Genomic DNA, 20,087 nt, shown 5'->3' on the forward strand with positions numbered 1-20,087 from the left:
ACCGAGAACGCTTACTACCGCGACTGTGGTTCCCGGCGCCCCGTACCCTGGTAGGGCTATGACTCAGACTCCGCCCCCGCGCCCCCTTCGCGTCCTCGCCGCCATGTCGGGCGGAGTGGACTCCGCCGTCGCCGCCGCCCGTGCCGCCGAGGCCGGCCACGACGTCACCGGCGTGCACCTCGCCCTCTCCGCGAATCCGCAGTCCTTCCGTACGGGAGCGCGTGGCTGCTGCACGATCGAGGACTCCCGTGACGCGCGCCGGGCGGCCGACGTCATCGGCATCCCGTTCTACGTGTGGGACCTCGCCGAGCGCTTCCGCGAGGACGTCGTCGACGACTTCGTCGCGGAGTACGAGGCCGGCCGCACGCCCAATCCGTGCCTGCGCTGCAACGAGAAGATCAAGTTCGCGGCGCTGCTCGACAAGGCGCTCGCCCTCGGTTTCGACGCGGTCTGCACCGGCCACTACGCGACGGTCGTCCTGAACGAGGACGGCACCCGCGAGCTGCACCGGGCCTCCGACATGGCGAAGGACCAGTCGTACGTGCTCGGGGTGCTCGACGAGAAGCAGCTCGCGCACGCGATGTTCCCGCTGGGCGACACGCTCACCACCAAGGACGAGATCCGGGCGGAGGCCGAGCGGCGCGGGCTCGCGGTCGCGAAGAAGCCCGACAGCCACGACATCTGCTTCATCGCCGACGGCGACACCCAGGGCTTCCTCGCCTCCCGACTGGGCAGGGCGGAGGGCGACATCGTCGACGAGGCCGGTACGAAGGTCGGCAGCCACGACGGCGCGTACGGCTTCACCATCGGCCAGCGCAAGGGCCTGCGGATCGGTCACCCGGCCGCGGACGGCAAGCCCCGCTACGTCCTGGACATCTCGCCGGTGAACAACACGGTCACGGTGGGCCCCGTCGAGGCCCTGGACGTCACGGGCCTGACCGCGATCAAGCCCCGCTGGTGCGGCACCGCCCCGCAGGGTGAGGGCCGCTACACGGCCCAGCTCCGCGCCCACGGCGGCGAGACCGAGGTGACGGCGTCCCTGACGGACGGCGGGCTCACGGTCGCCTTCGCCGAGCCGGTCCGCGGCGTGGCCCCGGGCCAGGCGATCGTGCTGTACGACGGCACGCGCGTGGTGGGCTCGGCCACGATCGCGACGACGACCCGCCGCACGACGGCGGCGGTGACGGCGTAGGGCGCCTGTCCGGCGGATCATGGCCGGGGGCCGCACAGGCCCTGGTTCCGGCCTTTCTCAGGCCGCCTCCGCGGGCTCCCGCTCGTCGGCGAGGAACTCCTCCAGGACCGGGGCCAGGACGTGCGGGGCAACCTCGTGGGTCTGACCGGTCAGGGTGCGGTGCCGGCCCCGGGGGAGGGCCGCCGTCAGGGCGCGGGCCGCATGCCGGGTCCCCGCCGGGCTCGCGCCGCCGTCGACCACCAGCACGCGCGCGTGGATCCGGGCGAGGAGTCGCTCCGGCACCGTCCCGTCGCCCAGGACGGCGAGGTCGTACGCGAGGGTGTGCGCCAGACCGGCGATGCCGGGCAGCAGCTCCGCGGGCACCGGCGAGTCCGTCAGGAACAGGTCGAGCGCCGCGGCCCGCCGCCCCTGCCCGAGCAGCGCGGCCACCCTGTCGTGTCGTAAGGCGGCCTCCGCCGAGTACGGCGGCTCGTACAGCGACACCGCCCCCGCCGGTACCCCCGCGGCCACCGCGGCGAGGGCGAGTGCGCCCCCCGTACCCATTCCGTGCAGCGCCGCGCCGGGCCCCGCCTCCCCGAACACCGCGGCCAGGTCCTCGATCTCCCGCTCCACCGCGTACGGCCCCGCGTCGCCGCTCCCGCCGCGCCCCCTCCGGTCGTACGCCACGACCGAGAAGCGCCGGGCGAGGAACCCGCCCAGCGGACGCTCGCCCGCGGCCGTCCCCAGCGCGCCGCTCACCAGGACGAGCGGCGGCCCGTCCCCGTACCGCTCGTACGCGATCGGCGTCCCGTCCCGCGACGTGACCCGTCCCCGAACCCCGCTCAGCGTGGTGCTCACCTCATCCATGGCAGGTGAGACCGGACCCGTCACCGGAACTCATCGCCCGGGACCGGGATTTCCCGAAGAAACTTCTGGCGGGGCGGAAGCCGCTGGTCACGGCCTACGGTGGGGCCATGAACATCTGCGTCTTCCTCTCCGCGGCCGACCTCGACGAGCGCTACACGACGCCCGCCCGCGACTTCGCGCGCCTCCTCGGCAAGGCCGGCCACACCCTGGTCTGGGGCGGCTCCGACACCGGTCTGATGAAGGTCGTCGCCGACGGCGTCGAGGAGGCCGGCGGCCGGCTCGTGGGCGTCTCCGTCGACTTCCTCGCCCACAAGGCCCGCCCGGACGCCGACCAGATGGTCGTCGCCAAGGACCTGGCCGAGCGCAAGGCGCTCCTCCTCGCCAAGTCCGACGCCGTCGTGATCATGGTCGGCGGCACCGGCACCCTCGACGAGGCCACCGAGATCCTGGAGCTCAAGAAGCACGGCAAGCACAACAAGCCGGTGGTCCTGCTCAACACGGCCGGCTTCTACGACGGACTGAAGGCCCAGTTCCGCCGGATGGACGAGGAGGGCTTCCTGCCGATCCCCCTCGCCGACCTCGTCCTCTTCGCCGAGGACGCCCCGACGGCCCTCGCCCACCTGGAGGAGAACATCGGCTCCCGCTGATGCGAGCATGGTGACCATGGCTACACATGTGATCACCGGAGCCGGTTCCGGCATCGGCGCGGCCGTCGCGCGCCGCCTCCACGCGCGCGGGGACGAACTCGTGCTCCACGCGCGCGACGCGGGGCGGGCCAAGGAGCTCGCCGCGCAGTTCCCCGGCGCCCGGACGCTCGTCGGGGACCTCGCCGACCCGGACCGGCTCTCCTGGGCGTTCTCGCACCAGACCATGCCGGAGCAGGTGGACAGCCTGCTGCACATCGCGGGCGTCGTCGACCTCGGACCGGTCGGCGACCTCACCCCGAAGACCTGGCACCACCAGCTGAACGTCAACCTGGTCGCCCCGGCCGAGCTGACCCGGCACCTGCTGCCCCAGCTGCGGGTCTCCCAGGGCCACGTCGTCTTCGTGAACTCGGGCGCCGGGCTCGCCGCGCACGCCGAGTGGAGCGCGTACGCCGCCTCCAAGCACGGCCTCAAGGCCCTCGCCGACTCCCTGCGCCACGAGGAGCACGGCAACGGCGTGCGGGTGACCTCGGTCTACCCGGGCCGCACCGCGAGCCCCATGCAGGCCAAGGTCCACTCCCAGGAGGGCAAGGAGTACGACCCGTCGCGGTGGATCGACCCCGAGTCGGTCGCGACGGCGATCCTCACCGCCATCGACCTGCCGCGCGACGCGGAGATCAACGACCTCACCGTTCGCCCGGGACGCTAGACATGAGCGAGACGAAGGCTGCAGACGACCGCGTGCTCTGGGGACCCGCCACCGGCGTCGGCTCCCTGCCCGGCGGCGACGCCCGGGAGGCCGCGAAGACCGTCACCGGGTCCTTCGAGGACTTCCCGTTCCTGGCGGAACTGCCCGCCCGCGGTCCCGGCGCCGACATGATCGGCCGGACCATCGGGATGCTCGTCGACTTCTACGCGCACGTGGAGCCGAGCGGCTGGCGGATCAGCGACCGGCCCGGCCGTGACACCAAGCGCGCCCGGTCCTGGATGGGCGAGGACCTGGACGCCCTGGAGGAGTTCACCCAGGGGTACGAGGGTCCGCTCAAGGTCCAGGCCGTGGGCCCCTGGACGCTCGCCGCGGCCCTGGAGCTGCGCGGCGGCGAGGCGGCCCTCGGCGACGCCGGTGCCTGCCGCGACCTGGTCGGCTCGCTCGCCGAGGGGCTCCACGAGCACCTCGCCGATCTGCGCAAGCGGATCCCGGGGGCCAGGGTCGTCCTCCAGCTCGACGAGCCCTCGCTCACCGCGGTCCTGCGCGGGCACGTCCGTACCGCCAGCGGCTACCGCACCTACCGGGCCGTCGACCGACAGGTCGTGGAGAGCGCCCTGAGGCAGGTGATCGCGGTCCACGACGGGCCGGTGGTCGTCCACTCCTGCGCCCCCGACGTCCCGTTCGCGCTCCTCCGACGGGCCGGCGTCTCGGGCGTCTCGTTCGACTTCTCCCTGCTCACCGAGCGTGACGAGGACACGATCGGCGAGGCCGTGGAAGCCGGGACCAAGCTCTTCGCCGGTGTGGTGGCGTCCACCGACGGCCCATTGTCCGACCCGGGCGGTAGCGTCATGGGTGTCAGGACGCTGTGGCGCAGGCTGGGGCTGAACCCGGGGACTCTCGCCGAGTCCGTGGTCATCACCCCCACGTGCGGGCTCGCGGGCGCTTCGCCCGCCTACGCCCGCGCGGCGCTCGCCCACTGCGCCCGGGCGGCGAGATCGCTCGCGGACAACCCAGAGTGACCGGGTTCAGAGGCACGGGAGGACGGACGAAGGTGGCAGTCGAACAGGGGGCCCTGCCGGCCGAGGCACGGGAGAAGCACGCCGATCTGGCCGAGCAGATCGAGGCGCACCGCTTCCGGTACTACGTGAAGGACCAGCCGGTCATCAGCGACGGCGACTTCGACAAGCTCCTGCGCGCCCTGGAGGCGCTGGAGGAGGAGTACCCGGAGCTGCGCACGCCGGACTCCCCGACCCAGAAGGTCGCGGGGCAGTACGAGACCGAGTTCACCTCGGTCGAGCACCGCGAGCGGATGCTCTCCCTCGACAACGCCTTCGACGACGAGGAGCTGGCCACCTGGGCCGAGCGGGTCGCGCGGGACGTCGGCACCCCCGACTTCCACTACCTGTGCGAGCTCAAGGTCGACGGCCTCGCGGTCAACCTCACGTACGAGCACGGGCGGCTGACCCGGGCCGCCACCCGCGGTGACGGCCGCACCGGCGAGGACATCACGCCCAACGTCCGGACCATCGCCGACATCCCGGACCGGCTGCACGGGGACCGGGTCCCGGACCTCGTGGAGATCCGCGGCGAGGTCTACTTCCCGATGGAGGCCTTCGAGGGGCTCAACGCCCGCCTGGTGGAGGCCGGTGACAAGCCCTTCGCCAACCCGCGGAACGCGGCGGCGGGTTCGCTCCGCCAGAAGGACCCCAAGGTCACCGCCTCCCGCCCGCTCCACATGGTCGTCCACGGCATCGGCGCCCGCGAGGGCTTCGACATCGACTGCCTCTCCCACGCGTACGCGCTGCTGCGCGAGTGGGGCCTGCCCACGGCCCGGCACAACAAGGTGGTCGGCTCGCTCGACGAGGTGCGGGAGTTCATCGCGTACTTCGGGGAGAACCGTCACTCGGTGGAGCACGAGATCGACGGGGTCGTCGTCAAGCTCGACGAGATCCCGCTCCAGGGCCGGCTCGGCTCCACCGCGCGCGCCCCGCGCTGGGCGATCGCCTGGAAGTACGCGCCGGAGGAGGTCAACACCAAGCTGATCGACATCAAGGTCGGCGTCGGCAGGACCGGGCGCGTCACCCCGTACGCGCAGGTGGAGCCGGTGACCGTGGCCGGCTCCGAGGTCGAGTTCGCCACCCTCCACAACCAGGAGGTGGTGAAGGCCAAGGGCGTGCTGATCGGCGACACGGTCGTGCTGCGCAAGGCCGGCGACGTCATCCCGGAGATCCTCGGACCGGTCGCCGACCTGCGGGACGGCACCGAGCGGGAGTTCGTGATGCCCGCCGAGTGCCCGGAGTGCGGGACGCCGCTGAAGCCGATGAAGGAGGGCGACATCGACCTCCGCTGCCCGAACGCCCGGACCTGCCCGGCCCAGCTGCGCGAGCGCCTCTTCTTCCTCGCCGGACGCCAGTGTCTGGACATCGAGAACTTCGGCGCGGTGGCCGCGGCGGCGCTCACCCGCCCCCTGGAGCCCGCCGAGCCGCCGCTCCTCGACGAGGGCGACCTCTTCGACCTCACCATCGAGCGGCTGCTGCCGATCAAGGCGTACGTCCTCGACCCGGACAGCGGACTGCCCCGGCGGGACCCGAAGACCGGCGAGGAGAAGATCGTCACGGTCTTCGCCAACCAGAAGGGCGAGCCGAAGAAGAACGCCCTGGCGATGCTGGAGAACATCGCAGCCGCGAAGACGCGCCCGCTGGCCCGCTTCATCAACGGGCTCTCCATCCGGCACGTGGGGCCGGTCGCGGCCGAGGCGCTGGCCCGTGAGTTCCGCTCCCTGGAGCGGATCGAGCAGGCGAGCGAGGAGGAGCTGGCCGCCGTCGACGGGGTCGGCGGGATCATCGCGACCGCGGTGAAGCAGTGGTTCTCCGAGGAGTGGCACCGCGAGATCGTGCGCAAGTGGCGTGCGGCCGGGGTCAGTCTGGAGGACGAGGGCGCCGGGGAGGACCTGGGGCCGCGTCCGCTGGAAGGCCTCACGGTCGTGGTGACCGGAACGCTCGAGAAGTTCACCAGGGATGGCGCAAAAGAGTCCCTCCAGAGCCTCGGAGCGAAGGTGACCGGTTCCGTTTCGAAGAAGACCGCCTTCGTGGTCGTCGGTGAAAACCCTGGTTCGAAGTACGACAAGGCGATGCAGCTGAAGGTTCCGGTTCTGGACGAGGACGGCTTCGCGATCCTGCTCGAACAGGGGCCCGAGGCCGCCCGGGAGGCCGCGGTCCCCGTCGCGGAGTAGGCTCCCGCACCCCTCGCGAGGACCGCGCGACGGTCACCCGTTCGGCGCATACCAGATCGTTACGGGTGGCCAGGTCGCATTCGGGCAAGACAGGGAGAGCGCTGCCCGTCGGAGCCCTTGGCGGCCTAGTGTGGTGACCGTGCGCACAGTCCTGCACGACCGCGCGAGGGCTCTGCCGGTCGTGGCGTCAGGACAACGGCCCCGTGGCACGACGTACGGCCGCCCGACGGCGGACGCACGACGGACGGCCGGACGACGGACGGCCGCCTGACCGCGGCCCATCGCACACCGACGGCACCGCCGCCTGTGAGAGGGACGCGAATGGAACCGACCGAGAGCGCCGCCCCGGCCCCACGGCCGCACGGCCGTGCGGTGCCCCAGGGCTTCACCTCCCGGCTGCCCGCAGCCGTGGTGGGCATCGCCGCCGTCGTACTCGCCTTCGGGCTCCAGCAAGCCCTGAGCGCCGGCAGCGGACTCTTCCCCGGCGGGGTCACCGGCTGGTCCCTCGCCGTCCTCACCGGCCTCATCGTCGGCCACCTGGTCGCCCTCGGCCGCGACCGCTGGTGGGGCGGCACCGGTTCGGGCGCCGCCCTCACCCTCGCCGTCCTCCTCCTCTACGGCTGGGTGCCGGCGGGACTCGTCTCGATGACCGTCGTCGCCCTGGTCGGCGCCGCCCGCCGGCACCGCTGGCGGCAGGGCCTGCTGCACGGCGCCGCCGACATCCTGGGGGTCGGCGCCGCCGCCCTCGTCCTCGCCCTCTTCGGCGACGTCCCCACCGTCGAACAGCCCTGGCAGCCCCTCGACTGGACGATCGGGGACCTCCCGGAAGTCGTCCTCGCCGCCGCCACCTACCTCGTGGTGACCCGACTCGTCCTGTGGTACACGCTCGCCCCCCAGGGCCGCGGACTGCCCACCGTCGCCCGCACCGCCCTCCTGCGGCAGGGCCTCGTCGCCGTCGCCCTGCTCGGCATCGCCCCGCTGATCTGCGTCGTCGCCGCCACCCGGCCCGTCCTGCTGCCCCTCTTCGCCGTCCCCCTCATCGCCCTCGACTCCACCCTGTGGATCGCCCGCGCCCGCGCCGAGGAGCAGCTGCGCGACCCGCTGACCGGACTGCCCAACCGCCAGTGGCTCCTCGAACGGGCCTGGACCGCCCTGGAGGAGGCCGAGGGAGAGGGAGCCCGCGCCGCCCTCGTCCTGATCGACCTCGACCGCTTCCGATCGGTCAACGACACCCTGGGACACCTCGCGGGCGACCGGCTGCTCCTCCAGATCGCCGACCGGCTCCGCCTCGCCCTGCCCCGCGGCGCCGAGGCCGCCCGCCTCGGCGGCGACGAGTTCGCCGTCCTGCTGCCCATCGCCGACTCCACCACCAGCGCCCAGCGGGTCGCCCGCCACCTCGTCGCCGAACTCTCCTCCCCGCTCGACCTCGACGGACTCACCCTCGTCCTGGAGGCCAGCGCCGGCGTCGCCGTCTTCCCCGACCACGCCCTCGACGCCGAGGGCCTGCTGCGCCGCGCCGACGTCGCCATGTACCAGGCCAAGCGCGACCGCACCGGCGTCGAGGTCTACGAGTCCAAGCGCGACTCCAACACCCCCGACCGGCTCGGTCTCCTCGGTGACCTGCGCCGCGCGCTCGACGCCGGCGAGGTCGAACTCCACTACCAGCCCAAGGTCCAGTTCGACGGCCAGGTCGCCGGTCTCGAAGCGCTCGTCCGCTGGGTCCACCCCGAGCGCGGCAAGGTCCCGCCGGACGAGTTCATCGCCATCGCCGAGTCCTCCGGCCTGATGCCGCACCTCACCGAGTACGTCCTGGAGACCGCCCTCGCCCAGGTCGCCCGCTGGCGCGCCCAGGGCCTCAACGTCCCCGTCGCCGTCAACGTCTCGCCGCGCGACGTGCACACCCCCGGCTTCGCCGGCGCCGTCGCCGCCCGCCTCGCCCGGCACGGCGTCCCGGCCGGCGCGCTCCAGCTGGAGATAACGGAGCACGTGCTTCTGGAGGACCCCCAGCGGGCCGCCGACACCCTCAACGGCCTCACCGGCCACGGCGTCAAGATGTCCCTCGACGACTTCGGCACCGGTTACTCCTCCCTCGTCCACCTGCGCCGGCTCCCCGTCAGCGAACTGAAGATCGACCGCTCCTTCGTGGCCCGGCTCGCCGTCGACACCGAGGACGCCGAGATCGTCCGCTGCACCGTCGACCTCGCCCACTCCCTCGGCCTCCTCGTCGTCGCCGAGGGCGTGGAGGACGACGAGACCTGGGAGCGCCTGCGCGACCTGGGCTGTGACGCCGTCCAGGGCTGGCTGGTCGCCGCCGCGATGCCGCCCGCCGAGGCCACCGCCTGGCTGCTCGCCAGGGGCGAGCACGGCTGGCGCCGCCCCGCCGACATCGCGGCCGAGAGGGACGTCGACCACTCCTCGGGCCAGGTCACCCTCTAGGACCTGTTCGCCCGGGAAGGCGACCCCGGGCAAACCGTTTCACGGGCAGCGGCACCGGCCCCATAGGATGGGCCCACACCATCAAGCTCACCCCGTGAGGATCCGCATGCCTGGCATCACGCGCGAGGAGGTCGCCCACCTCGCACGGCTGGCGCGTCTGGAGCTGAAGGGCGAAGAACTCGATCACTTCGCCGGCCAGCTCGACGACATCATCGGCGCGGTCGCCCGCGTCTCCGAGGTCGCCGACCAAGACGTACCGCCGACCTCCCACCCGCTGCCGCTGACGAATGTCATGCGCGCGGACGAGGTCCGTCCGTCGCTCACCCCCGAGCAGGCGCTCTCCGGCGCCCCGGCCCAGGAGCAGCAGCGTTTCAAGGTGCCGCAGATCCTGGGGGAGGACTAACAGTCATGACGGACAACATCATCAAGCTCACCGCGGCCGAGATCGCCGGGAAGATCGCCGCCGGCGAACTGACCGCCGTCGAGGTCACCGAGGCGCACCTCGCCCGTATCGAGGCCGTCGACGAGAAGGTCCACGCCTTCCTGCACGTCGACCGTGAGGGCGCGCTCGCCCAGGCCCGTGCCGTCGACGAGAAGCGCGCCCGCGGCGAGAAGCTCGGCCCGCTCGCCGGTGTGCCGCTCGCGCTCAAGGACATCTTCACCACCGCCGGCATGCCGACGACCGTGGGCTCGAAGATGCTCGAGGGCTGGATCCCGCCGTACGACGCGACCCTGGTCAAGAACCTGAAGGCCGCCGACGTCGTCATCCTCGGCAAGACCAACATGGACGAGTTCGCCATGGGGTCCTCCACCGAGAACAGCGCGTACGGCCCGACCGGCAACCCCTGGGACCTGACCCGGATCCCCGGCGGCTCCGGCGGTGGCTCGTCCGCCGCCCTCGCCGCGTACGAGGCCCCCCTCGCCATCGGCACGGACACCGGCGGTTCGATCCGTCAGCCCGCCGCCGTCACCGGCACCGTCGGCGTCAAGCCGACCTACGGCGGTGTCTCCCGCTACGGCATGGTGGCCTTCTCGTCCTCCCTCGACCAGGGCGGCCCCTGCGCACGTACGGTCCTGGACGCGGCCCTGCTCCACGAGGCGATCGCCGGGCACGACCCGCTCGACTCGACCTCCATCGACGCCCCGGTCCCGCCGGTCGTCGAGGCCGCGCGCAACGGCTCGGTCGCCGGCATGCGCGTCGGTGTCGTCAAGCAGTTCCGCGGCGAGGGCTACCAGGCCGGTGTCGTGCAGCGCTTCGACGAGTCCGTCGAGCTGCTGAAGTCGCTGGGCGCCGAGATCGTCGAGCTGGACTGCCCGACCTTCGACCTCGCGCTCTCGGCGTACTACCTGATCGCGCCGTCGGAGTGCTCCTCCAACCTGGCCCGCTTCGACGCCATGCGCTACGGCCTGCGGGTCGGCGACGACGGCACGCGGTCCGCCGAGGAGGTCACCGCCCTCACCCGTGAGGCCGGCTTCGGCGACGAGGTCAAGCGCCGCATCATCCTCGGTACGTACGCGCTGAGCTCCGGCTACTACGACGCGTACTACGGCTCGGCCCAGAAGGTCCGTACCCTCATCACCCGAGAGTTCGAGAAGGCCTTCGAGGACGTGGACGTCATCGTCTCCCCGACGACGCCCACCACCGCCTTCCCGATCGGCGAGCGCGCCGACGACCCGATGGCGATGTACCTCGCGGACCTGTGCACCATCCCGACCAACCTGGCCGGCAACGCCGCCATGTCGCTGCCCTGCGGCCTGGCGCCCGAGGACGGTCTGCCGGTCGGCCTGCAGATCATCGCGCCCGCCATGAAGGACGACCGGCTGTACAAGGTCGGAGCCGCCGTCGAGGCCGCCTTCGTGGAAAAGTGGGGGCACCCGCTGCTTGAGGAGGCTCCGTCGCTGTGAGTGCCATGGCAAAGAAGGCCAAGAACTTCAAGAAGTCCAAGACCGGCGTCTACGTCTCGCTGGCGACCACCGCCTTCGGTGCGGTGAGTGTCGCGAAGCAGGCCAAGCTGGCCCGCAACGACAACGACATGCTGCGGCTGATCGACTCCGCCGTGTCCGCCGCCGCCATCATCACCGGCCTGGCGATCCTCTACCGGGAGCTCAAGCGCCTGGGCGACGACGACGTCCTGCTGGGCTGAGAGGGAAAGTCTCACCGTGACTGTCACTGAACTGCTGTCGTACGAAGCGGCGCTCGCCGAGTACGACCCCGTCATGGGCCTGGAGGTCCATGTCGAGCTCGGCACCAAGACGAAGATGTTCTGCGGCTGCTCGACCGAGCTGGGCGCCGAGCCGAACTCGCAGACCTGCCCGACCTGCCTCGGCATGCCCGGCTCGCTGCCCGTCGTCAACGCGATCGGCGTCGAGTCCGCCATCAAGATCGGCCTCGCGCTGCACTGCGAGATCGCCGAGTGGTGCCGCTTCGCCCGGAAGAACTACTTCTATCCGGACATGCCGAAGAACTTCCAGACCTCCCAGTACGACGAGCCGATCGCCTTCAACGGCTACCTGGACGTCCAGCTGGAGGACGGCGAGGTCTTCCGCGTGGAGATCGAGCGCGCCCACATGGAGGAGGACACCGGCAAGTCGCTGCACGTCGGCGGCGCCACCGGCCGTATCCACGGGGCGTCCCACTCCCTGCTCGACTACAACCGGGCCGGCATCCCGCTCATCGAGATCGTCACCAAGCCGATCGAGGGCGCGGGCGAGCGGGCCCCCGAGGTGGCCAAGGCGTACGTCGCCGAGCTGCGCGAGCTGATCCGTGCGCTCGACGTGTCCGACGCGCGGATGGACAAGGGCCAGATGCGCTGCGACGTGAACCTGTCGCTGCGCCGCCACGGCACCAAGACCTTCGGCACCCGCTCGGAGACGAAGAACGTCAACTCGCTCCGCTCGGTGGAGCGCGCGGCCCGCTTCGAGATCCAGCGCCACGCCGCGGTGCTGTCCTCCGGCGGCACGATCGTGCAGGAGACCCGTCACTTCCACGAGGACGACGGCTCCACCACCGCGGGCCGCATCAAGGACAACGCCGAGGACTACCGGTACTTCCCGGAGCCCGACCTCGTCCCCGTCGCCCCGGCCCGTGCCTGGGTGGAGGAGCTGCGGGGCACGCTGCCCGAGATGCCGCGGGCGCGCCGTAACCGGCTGCGCGAGGAGTGGGGTGTGTCGGAGCTCGACATGCAGTCCATCCTCAACGCGGGCGCGGTCGACCCGATCGTCGCGACGATCGAGGCGGGCGCGGACGCCGCCTCGGCCCGCAAGTGGTGGCTGGGCGAGCTCGCCCGCAACGCCAACGAGCAGGGCGTGTCGCTCGAAGAGCTGGCGATCACCCCGGCGGACGTGGCCCGGGTCTCGGCCCTGGTCGCCGCCGGCGACCTGAACGACAAGCTGGCCCGTCAGGTCATCGAGGGCGTTCTCGCCGGTGAGGGCGGCCCGGACGCGGTCGTCGAGAAGCGCGGTCTGAAGGTCGTCTCCGACGACGGCGCGCTCGGCACGGCGGTCGAGGAGGCCATCGCGGGCAACGCGGCCATCGCCGACAAGATCCGCGGCGGCAAGGTCGCGGCGGTCGGCGCCCTGGTCGGCGCGGTCATGAAGGCCACCCGTGGCCAGGCGGACGCGGCGCGCGTGAAGGACCTGATCCTGGAGAAGCTGGGCGTCAGCGAGGGCTGAGCGTCCTCTTCCCGTACGGGCTCTTCTCGTACGGACATGTGAACGGCCCCGCACCGGATCTCCGGTGCGGGGCCGCTCCCTTGTGGCCGTGCGGTCAGCGGCGCAGGACCGGGGCCGCGATGACGCCGCTGCCCTCGTCGGTGCAGGTCTCCTCGACCTTGAGGCGCAGCCGCAGCGCCCCTTCGATCTTCAGCGTCTTCTTGATCGGCTTGCCCAGGTCGACGGTCTCGTTGAAGAGGGCCGGCTGGTCGTCCACGGAGACGATGACGCGGGCGGTCTCGATGTTCGATCCGTCGTCGATGCCGGCGGTGAAGTCGAACCACGACCACTCGCGGTTGAGGTCGTACTCGACGTACGCGCCGTTGTAGCAGTCGCCGATGAGGGCGGCTCCGTACTCCTTGGTGTCGATCTTCGCGGTGCCGACGGAGAACCTGTCGGGTTCGCTGACGGAGGCGAGGGTGGTCAGATCGGCGGTGGGCGCGTCCGGCACGGTCCCGGGGTCGTCGGTCGGACTCGCCGACTCCTGAGGGTCGGTGGTCGCCGTGTCGGTCGGCTCGCCGGTCGTCGGTTCCTCGGTGGGCTCCTCGGTCGGCGCGTCGGTGGTGGGCTCGGCCGTGGGCTCCGTGGTGACGGTGGCGGAGGGCGTGCCGCCCTTGCCCTCGTTGCCCTTGTCCTCCTTGTCGCCGAGCAGCTGGATGCCGATCACCGCGAGGACGGCGACCACCAGGACCCCTGCCACGGCCCCGATGAGCGGGCCCTTGCGGCGCCGGCGCGGCTCGGGTGCCGGGGGAGCGGTGGTCGCGGCCCCGGAGGACGCCGGGGGAGGCGCCGGCGGCCCGAAGCCGGGTGTGGCGACGGTGGGCGGCTCGGTGGACGGCTGCGCTTCGGCGGGCTGCGGGCTCGGGATGTGCTGCGGCGTCACGACCGGCTGTGGCGTCACGACCGGCTGCGGTGTCACCACGGGCTGCGGCGCCACGACCGGCGGTGGGGCCGCCGGCGGGTTCGCCGGCGGGGCCGCGGCGGCCGGCGGCGGTGTCGCGGGCCGTGGCGGCGTCGCGGGCTTCTCCGGCGCGGCCGACGGGGCGGCCGGGACCGCGTCCTCGACCGTCGCCGGGCGCGAGGTCGTCGTCGTGGACACCACTCCGTGCCGTACGTCCTTCACCCAGGCCGACAGGGAGAGCGGCCGCCGGTCCGCGTCGGCCGCGGCGATGCTGAGCACCCGCTCCCGCTGCTCCTCCGGCATCCCCGCGATCTGCGGCAGCGCGCCGAGCGCGCCCACCAGCTGTTCGGGTGCGGTGGGCGGGGACTGCCCGCTGAGCAGGAAGTACGCGATGGCGCCGAAGGCGTAGCGGTCGGTGCCGGGGGTGCGCTTGCCCTCGAAGATCTCCGGGGCCGCATAGCCGGGGGTGAACCACACCTCGGCGGTCTCGTGATCCGCCGTCAGCTTGCTCAGGCCGAAGTCGACCAGAGTGGCCTGGCCGTGTTCGTCGACCATGACGTTGCCCGGGGACAGATCGCCGTGGACGACCATGCGCCCGGACGGGGTGGCCTTGCCGGAGTGCAGCCAGTCGAGGACGTCCGCGAGCTGTTCCAGGGTCCGCATCACCTCGCGCCGCTCACCGGGTGTGGCGAGGGTGCGTTCGGCCCGCCAGTCGCGCAGGTCGAGGCCGTCGACGTGGTTCATGACGAGGACCAGGGCCCTGCCGGTGATCGTCCCGGACTCGCCGGGCCGGTGGATCGGCGGCCCCTGGAAGTGCTCCCGTACGCCGACGACACCGGGCCGGTGGACAAAGCGCAGCAGCTCGGCCTGCTCGTTCCACTTCTGGCTGATCCGCTCGAAGACCTCGGGCGTGATCGTCGTCTTCGAGTCGAGGACCTTGACGACGACCGGCTCGGTGCCGCCGGCGAGCTCGATCTCCGCGAGATAGAGCACGGCCTCGCCGCCCCGCCCGATGGACCGCAGGAGCCGGTACCGGTCAGGAGTCGCGTCGGGCCCGATGTGGTGTGCCGTGTTGCTCAAGTTTCCCCCAGGGCACAGTGATTGACAGACGGTCAGCTTGCCGCTCCGAAGGGCCCGTGGTCAACGCGGAAGGGGGCGGAGCGGGAGGGGAGGGCACTTGGACTCCCGTCACGTGCTCTTGGACGTTCACCACCGCGCCCCCGTCGGGTCTTCTCCCTGTCATCCCGTCTCACTACCGTCCCGGGCGTACCACCCAATGGCTCGAAGGCGAACCATTGGCCGTCGACTGGAGGTCGGTCTTGTCATCCGAGATGTCCCGCAGAAGGCTCCTCGCACTGGGCGGAGGCGCCCTCGGTGTCGCCGCGGCCGGCTCGTTGCTGCCGCCGTCGCTGCAGGCCGCGATGGCCGCGGAGCCCCCGGCCGGGGGGATGTCGGCGATCAGGCACGTGGTGATCCTGATGCAGGAGAACCGTTCCTTCGACCACTACTTCGGCACCCTCCGCGGCGTCCGCGGATTCGGCGACCGCAATGCCATCGAGCTGCCCTCCGGCAAGCCGGTGTTCGAGCAGCCCGCCGCGCTCGGCCGGACCGTGCTGCCCTTCCCGATCCGCGGCGCCGCCGAGACACAGCAGAAGGACCTCCAGTACATCGGGGACCTCGACCACTCCTGGGGCGGTGGCGGCAAGGCCTGGCGCGACGGCTGGATGGACGGGTGGGTCTCGGCCAAGACCGCCGCGACCATGGCGTACTACGACCGGCGGGACATCCCCCTGCACTACGAGCTCGCCGACACCTTCACCGTCTGCGACGCCTACCACTCGTCCATCCACACCTCGACGAGCCCCAACCGCAACCACCTCTGGTCCGGCTGGACCGGCTTCGAGGCCGATGGCAGCCGGGCCGTCACCAACGCCGCGTACGCCGAGGGAACCCATCCCGGCTACGGCTGGTCCACCTACGCCGAGCGGCTCGAAGCCGCCGGGCGCAGCTGGAAGACGTACACGGAGTGGGAGAACTTCACGGACAACAACATCGAGTTCTTCACCAGCTTCAAGAAGATCGCCCGCAAGGCGCTCGCCGGGACGGGCGGGCACACCTTCATGGAGTCGTTCTACGCAGCCGTCCGCGACACCGACGACACCACCGAACGTGCCCGTCTGCTCGGACTCCTGGAGGAGGGCGTGGCGACCCTCACCGAGGCCGAGCGCTCCCTCTTCGAGCGCGGCCTGCGCCGCGTCGAGAGCGGCACTCTCGCCGACGCCTTCCGTGCCGACGTCGCCGCCGGCACCCTCCCCGAGGTCTCCTACCTCGTGCCGTCCGCGATCGACTCCGAGCACCCCGGCTCCTCCTCGCCGATCGCCTCCGCGACCCTCGTCTACAAGGTGCTCGACGCCCTCGGCGCGCACCCGGATGTTTGGCGCCACACCGTCGTCCTGATCAACTACGACGAGAACGACGGCTTCTTCGACCACGTGCCGCCGCCGGTCCCGCCGGCCGACGACACGGACGAGCGCTGGCAGGGCCGACCCACCGGCCTCGGCATCCGCGTCCCGCTGCTCGTCGTCTCCCCCTGGTCCGTCGGCGGCTACGTCTGCTCCGAGACCTTCGACCACACCTCGGTGATCCGCTTCCTGGAGCGGCTCACGGGCATCCAGGAACCCAACATCACCCCCTGGCGCCGGGCCGTCACCGGCGACCTCGCCTCCGCGTTCGACTTCAAGCGGGGCCGTCGCCTGCCCGACGTCGAGCAGCCGGGCCCGATCCCGCCCTTCACCGGCCGCTGGCGGCCGCAGCCCCCGGCCGTGCAGCGGATGCCGGTCCAGGAGCCCGGGGTCCGCCGCGCCCGCCCGCTGCCGTACCAGCCGGACGCCTCCGCGACCCTCGGCTCCGCCTCCCTGCGGGTGGCGCTCAGCAACAAGGGGAAGGCGAGCGCGCACTTCGCGCTCTACCCGTACGCGGGGGAGTTCGCCGTCCCGCAGCACCAGGACGTCAGGGGCACGGGGGAGTGGACCGTCCCCGTTCCGGGTGATCATTACCGCTTCACGATCACCGGCCCCAACGGCTTCCGCCGCGAGTTCGGGGGCCCCGCGGCGGGCGGAGCCGAGCTCGCCTCCCGGATCGATCATCATGACCGTGACCTGCACCTCACGGTACGGAACACGGGCCCGGCGCCCGTCTCCTTCACGGTGAAGCCGCTCGGGTACGTGGACGAGGACGACCTGGAGGGCTGGACCCGCACCGTCACCGTGAAGCCCGGGAGGACCCGTACCGTCGTCCACTCGGCCGCCGACGCGCACGGCTGGTACGACGTCGAGGTGACCGCGCCCGGTGGGTTCCGCCGCCGGCTCATGGGTCACATCGAGAACGGTCGTGTCAGCGTCTCCGGCTGAGCACCCACGGTGAGCCGTTGTGCCCGGGAGTTCTGGACCTCGGTCCCGACTTTCCGGGCACCCCTGTGAGCATCGACACGAAAGGGGCAAACGATCACGTTTGGCTGCCACAGTGGGCCCACGTAGGTCATGCGTTCTTGACGGGCTGTTCCCGCTGAGGATCCACGAACCACCCAGGGAGCACGTCCTTTGGCAGCCATCGCACGGTGGTGCATCAAGCACCGCCTCGTCGCCGTTCTGCTGTGGCTCGTCGCCCTCGGCGGGGTCGGCACCGCGGCCGCCGTCGCCGGCAACGCGTACTCCAACGACTACGAGGTCCCCGGCACCGAGTCCGGCCGTGCCACCGCCCTCCTGGAGCGCGGCTTCCACGGCCTCGGCGGCGACAGCGACACCATCGTCTGGCACACCGACAAGGGCAGCGTCCGCGCCGACGCCGTCGAACGGCGCACCACCGCGATGCTCGACAAGGTCGCCGAGCTCCCCGGCATCGCCGTCGTGACCTCCCCGTACGGCGGCACCCAGGGCCAGGTCAGCGAGGACGGGCACACCGCCTACGCCACCGTCACCTTCCACGAGCAGGCCGACGACATCCCCGAGGCGCAGGCCCGCGCCCTGGTCGACACGGCGAAGGCCGCCGCGGACGACAGCCTCTCGGTCGAACTCGGCGGCAGCGCCGTCGCCCTCACCGAGGCCCCCGGCGGACACATCGCCGAGGTCGTCGGCGTCGCCGTCGCGGCCGTCGTCCTCTTCCTCGCCTTCGGCTCCCTCGCCGCCTCCGCGCTCCCCATCGCGACCGCGCTCGTCAGCGTCGGCCTCGCCTACTCCGGGATCGTGCTCCTCGGCCATCTGATGACCGTCGCCGACTTCGCCCCCATGCTCGGCATGCTCGTGGGCCTCGGCGTCGGCATCGACTACGCCCTCTTCATCGTCACCCGGCACCGCAGAGGCCTGAAACGCGGGCTCTCCGTCGCCGAGGCGGCCGAGACCGCCGTCGCCACCACCGGCCGCGCCGTCGTCTTCGCCGGGGCCACCGTCTGCATCGCCCTGCTCGGCATGCTGATCCTGCGGCTCAGCTTCCTCAACGGCGTCGCCATCGCCGCCTCCCTCACCGTCGTCCTCACGGTGGCCGCCTCCGTCACCTTCCTGCCGGCCCTGCTCTCCTTCATCGGCATGCGGGCCCTGTCCCGGCGCGAACGCCGGGCGCTCGCCGAGCACGGTCCGCAGCCCGAGCTGCCCACCGGCTTCGCCGCCCGCTGGTCCGCCTTCGTCGAGCGGCACCCCAAGCTCCTCGGAGTCGTCGCCGCCGTCGTCATGGGCGTCCTCGCGCTGCCCACCCTCTCGCTCCACCTGGGCACCTCCGACCAGGGCAACGGCCCGGCCACCGCGACCACGCGGAAGGCGTACGACCTGATCGCCGACGGCTTCGGCCCCGGCGTGAACGGCCCCCTCACGCTGGTCGCCGGGCTCGACGGCGCGGACGACCGGGTCGCCCTCGACCAGCTCCCGGCCGCCCTCTCCGCCACCAAGGGCGTCGCGTCCGTCTCCCCGGTCACGTACAACAGCTCCGGCGACACCGCCGTCCTCACCGTCGTCCCCGACTCCTCGCCCCAGTCGAAGGCCACCAGCGAGCTCGTCGACCGGCTCCGCACGGACGTCCTCCCGGCGGCCGAGACCGGCACCTCACTCGAGGTGCACGTGGGCGGCGTCACCGCCTCGTACGACGACTTCGCCGAGATCATCGTCGGCAAGCTGCCGCTCTTCGTCGGCGTCGTCATCGCGCTCGGCTGTCTGCTGCTCCTGCTCGCCTTCCGCTCGATCGGCATCCCGCTCAAGGCCGCCGCCATGAACGTCGCGGCCGTCGCGGCCGCCTTCGGCGTGGTCGTGGCGATCTTCCAGTGGGGCTGGGGCAGCGAACTCCTCGGCCTCGGCAGCGCCGGACCGATCGAGCCCTTCCTCCCCGTGATCATGGTCTCGGTCCTCTTCGGACTCTCCATGGACTACCAGGTCTTCCTGGTCAGCCGGATGTACGAGGAGTGGCTGGAGACCGGGGACAACCGGCGGGCGGTCCGCGTCGGCCTCGCCGAGACGAGCCGTGTCATCAACTCCGCGGCCGTGATCATGATCTCGGTCTTCCTCGCCTTCGTCCTCTCCGGCGACCGGGTCATCGCGATGTTCGGCATCGCGCTCGCGGCGGCCGTCGCCCTCGACGCCTTCGTCCTGCGGACGCTCCTCGTCCCCGCCCTCATGCACATGCTCGGCGGGGCGAACTGGTGGCTGCCGAAGTGGCTCGACCGCCTGCTGCCCCGGATCAGCATCGAACCCCCCGAATGCCGCGAGGCCGCCGACACGCGTGGGAAAATACCGGCTCAGCGTGTGACGGCCGTGACCGCGGCTGCGGCTGCGGCCGTGGAGGAGAGGAACGACGATGTTCGCGATGTCACTGGGTGACGACGGTGCCGAGCTGAGGCCCCTGGAGCCCTGGCAGGCCGAGGAGTTCCTGGCCCACATGGACCGGGGGCGGGAGTTCATCGGGCAGCACATCGCCCTCCCGGACGTCGTCGCGGACCTCGACTCCGCCCGCTCCTACCTCCGCTCGTACGCCGAGAAGGCCGCGAACGACACCGGACGCCTCTACGGCATCTGGACCGGGGGCACGCTCGTCGGCGGCGTCCTCTTCCGGACCTTCGACGTGACGTACGGGACCGCCGAGGCGGGCTGCTGGCTGGAGCCCTCCGCCGCCGGCAAGGGCCTCATCACCCGGGCCTGCCGGGCCATCATCGACTGGGCGGTCGAGGAGCGCGGCATCCACCGCGTCGAGTGGTACGCCTCCGTGAAGAACGAGCCGAGCATCGCCGTCGCCCGGCGCCTGGGCATGACGCACGAGGGCGTGCTGCGGGAGAACTACCCGCACCGCGGTGTCCGCGCGGACACCGAGGTCTGGGCCGTCCTCGCCCCCGAGTGGCGCGCGGCGAAGGCCTCGTAACCCGTTTCCTCATACGGTTCTCA

General features: G+C 72.0%; 15 protein-coding genes. 13 read left to right on the top strand and 2 right to left on the bottom strand.

Annotated features, from left to right (window positions below):
• Positions 1–58 precede the first annotated feature (58 nt).
• Positions 59–1,192, top strand: a complete 1,134-nt coding sequence (mnmA, locus tag OG462_RS30315) for a tRNA 2-thiouridine(34) synthase MnmA (RefSeq protein WP_406062446.1) — start codon at positions 59–61, stop codon at positions 1,190–1,192.
• Between the two features lie 57 nt (positions 1,193–1,249).
• On the opposite strand, the gene OG462_RS30320 is transcribed toward mnmA, so the two are convergent.
• Positions 1,250–2,038 (bottom strand): alpha/beta fold hydrolase, encoded by a 789-nt coding sequence (locus OG462_RS30320; protein ID WP_406062448.1) that lies wholly within the window; start codon positions 2,036–2,038, stop codon positions 1,250–1,252.
• A gap of 107 nt (positions 2,039–2,145) precedes the next feature.
• Between OG462_RS30320 and OG462_RS30325 the strand changes: the two genes are divergently transcribed.
• The 9 genes from OG462_RS30325 (at position 2,146) to gatB (ending at position 12,731) form a co-directional block, all read left to right on the top strand.
• On the top strand, positions 2,146–2,685 hold the full coding sequence (locus tag OG462_RS30325) for a TIGR00730 family Rossman fold protein (protein ID WP_406062450.1): 540 nt from the start codon (positions 2,146–2,148) through the stop codon (positions 2,683–2,685).
• Positions 2,686–2,692: 7 nt separating this feature from the next.
• Entirely contained in the window at positions 2,693–3,391 is a 699-nt protein-coding gene (locus tag OG462_RS30330; RefSeq protein WP_406062451.1) for an SDR family oxidoreductase, read from the top strand.
• 2 nt (positions 3,392–3,393) lie between these two features.
• Positions 3,394–4,410, top strand: coding sequence for a methionine synthase (locus OG462_RS30335; protein ID WP_406062452.1), 1,017 nt, complete (start codon positions 3,394–3,396; stop codon positions 4,408–4,410).
• Positions 4,411–4,442: 32 nt separating this feature from the next.
• Positions 4,443–6,623: an NAD-dependent DNA ligase LigA gene (gene ligA, locus OG462_RS30340; RefSeq protein ID WP_406062454.1), complete on the top strand. Its 2,181-nt coding sequence runs from the start codon at positions 4,443–4,445 to the stop codon at positions 6,621–6,623.
• A 321-nt stretch (positions 6,624–6,944) separates the two neighbouring features.
• Positions 6,945–9,059 carry a putative bifunctional diguanylate cyclase/phosphodiesterase gene (locus tag OG462_RS30345; protein WP_406062455.1) on the top strand — a complete coding sequence of 705 codons (2,115 nt, stop codon included), beginning with the start codon at positions 6,945–6,947 and terminating at the stop codon, positions 9,057–9,059.
• A gap of 106 nt (positions 9,060–9,165) precedes the next feature.
• The gene (gene gatC, locus OG462_RS30350; protein ID WP_015036350.1) at positions 9,166–9,462 is read left to right on the top strand and encodes an Asp-tRNA(Asn)/Glu-tRNA(Gln) amidotransferase subunit GatC; all 297 of its coding nucleotides are present in this window, start codon (positions 9,166–9,168) and stop codon (positions 9,460–9,462) included.
• A 5-nt stretch (positions 9,463–9,467) separates the two neighbouring features.
• Positions 9,468–10,964: an Asp-tRNA(Asn)/Glu-tRNA(Gln) amidotransferase subunit GatA gene (gatA, locus tag OG462_RS30355; RefSeq protein ID WP_406062457.1), complete on the top strand. Its 1,497-nt coding sequence runs from the start codon at positions 9,468–9,470 to the stop codon at positions 10,962–10,964.
• A gap of 5 nt (positions 10,965–10,969) precedes the next feature.
• A complete protein-coding gene (locus OG462_RS30360; RefSeq protein WP_406066785.1) occupies positions 10,970–11,203 on the top strand; it encodes a hypothetical protein in 234 nt (77 codons plus the stop codon).
• 16 nt (positions 11,204–11,219) lie between these two features.
• Complete coding sequence (gene gatB / locus OG462_RS30365; protein WP_406062458.1) at positions 11,220–12,731, top strand: Asp-tRNA(Asn)/Glu-tRNA(Gln) amidotransferase subunit GatB; 1,512 nt, start codon at positions 11,220–11,222, stop codon at positions 12,729–12,731.
• Positions 12,732–12,825: 94 nt separating this feature from the next.
• On the opposite strand, the gene OG462_RS30370 is transcribed toward gatB, so the two are convergent.
• Entirely contained in the window at positions 12,826–14,751 is a 1,926-nt protein-coding gene (locus tag OG462_RS30370) for a protein kinase domain-containing protein (RefSeq protein WP_406062460.1), read from the bottom strand.
• Between the two features lie 239 nt (positions 14,752–14,990).
• Between OG462_RS30370 and OG462_RS30375 the strand changes: the two genes are divergently transcribed.
• The 3 genes from OG462_RS30375 (at position 14,991) to OG462_RS30385 (ending at position 20,064) form a co-directional block, all read left to right on the top strand.
• On the top strand, positions 14,991–17,081 hold the full coding sequence (locus OG462_RS30375) for a phosphocholine-specific phospholipase C (RefSeq protein WP_406062462.1): 2,091 nt from the start codon (positions 14,991–14,993) through the stop codon (positions 17,079–17,081).
• A gap of 189 nt (positions 17,082–17,270) precedes the next feature.
• Positions 17,271–19,529 (top strand): MMPL family transporter, encoded by a 2,259-nt coding sequence (locus OG462_RS30380; protein ID WP_406062463.1) that lies wholly within the window; start codon positions 17,271–17,273, stop codon positions 19,527–19,529.
• The gene (locus OG462_RS30385; RefSeq protein WP_406062464.1) at positions 19,507–20,064 is read left to right on the top strand and encodes a GNAT family N-acetyltransferase; all 558 of its coding nucleotides are present in this window, start codon (positions 19,507–19,509) and stop codon (positions 20,062–20,064) included. Before OG462_RS30380 ends, OG462_RS30385 begins: the two co-directional genes overlap by 23 nt.
• Positions 20,065–20,087 lie beyond the last annotated feature (23 nt).

This window comes from Streptomyces sp. NBC_01077, from assembly GCF_045162855.1.
In the GTDB taxonomy this organism is placed as follows: Bacteria; Actinomycetota; Actinomycetes; order Streptomycetales; family Streptomycetaceae; genus Streptomyces.

Coding starts and splice junctions, on each gene's coding strand:
- gatC (WP_015036350.1), top strand. CDS start 9,166: ATGCCTGGCATCACGCGCGAGGAGGTCGCCCACCTCGCACGGCTGGCG.
- OG462_RS30345 (WP_406062455.1), top strand. CDS start 6,945: ATGGAACCGACCGAGAGCGCCGCCCCGGCCCCACGGCCGCACGGCCGT.
- OG462_RS30330 (WP_406062451.1), top strand. CDS start 2,693: ATGGTGACCATGGCTACACATGTGATCACCGGAGCCGGTTCCGGCATC.
- OG462_RS30325 (WP_406062450.1), top strand. CDS start 2,146: ATGAACATCTGCGTCTTCCTCTCCGCGGCCGACCTCGACGAGCGCTAC.
- OG462_RS30360 (WP_406066785.1), top strand. CDS start 10,970: ATGGCAAAGAAGGCCAAGAACTTCAAGAAGTCCAAGACCGGCGTCTAC.
- OG462_RS30335 (WP_406062452.1), top strand. CDS start 3,394: ATGAGCGAGACGAAGGCTGCAGACGACCGCGTGCTCTGGGGACCCGCC.
- gatA (WP_406062457.1), top strand. CDS start 9,468: ATGACGGACAACATCATCAAGCTCACCGCGGCCGAGATCGCCGGGAAG.
- OG462_RS30385 (WP_406062464.1), top strand. CDS start 19,507: ATGTTCGCGATGTCACTGGGTGACGACGGTGCCGAGCTGAGGCCCCTG.
- mnmA (WP_406062446.1), top strand. CDS start 59: ATGACTCAGACTCCGCCCCCGCGCCCCCTTCGCGTCCTCGCCGCCATG.
- OG462_RS30320 (WP_406062448.1), bottom strand. CDS start 2,038: ATGGATGAGGTGAGCACCACGCTGAGCGGGGTTCGGGGACGGGTCACG.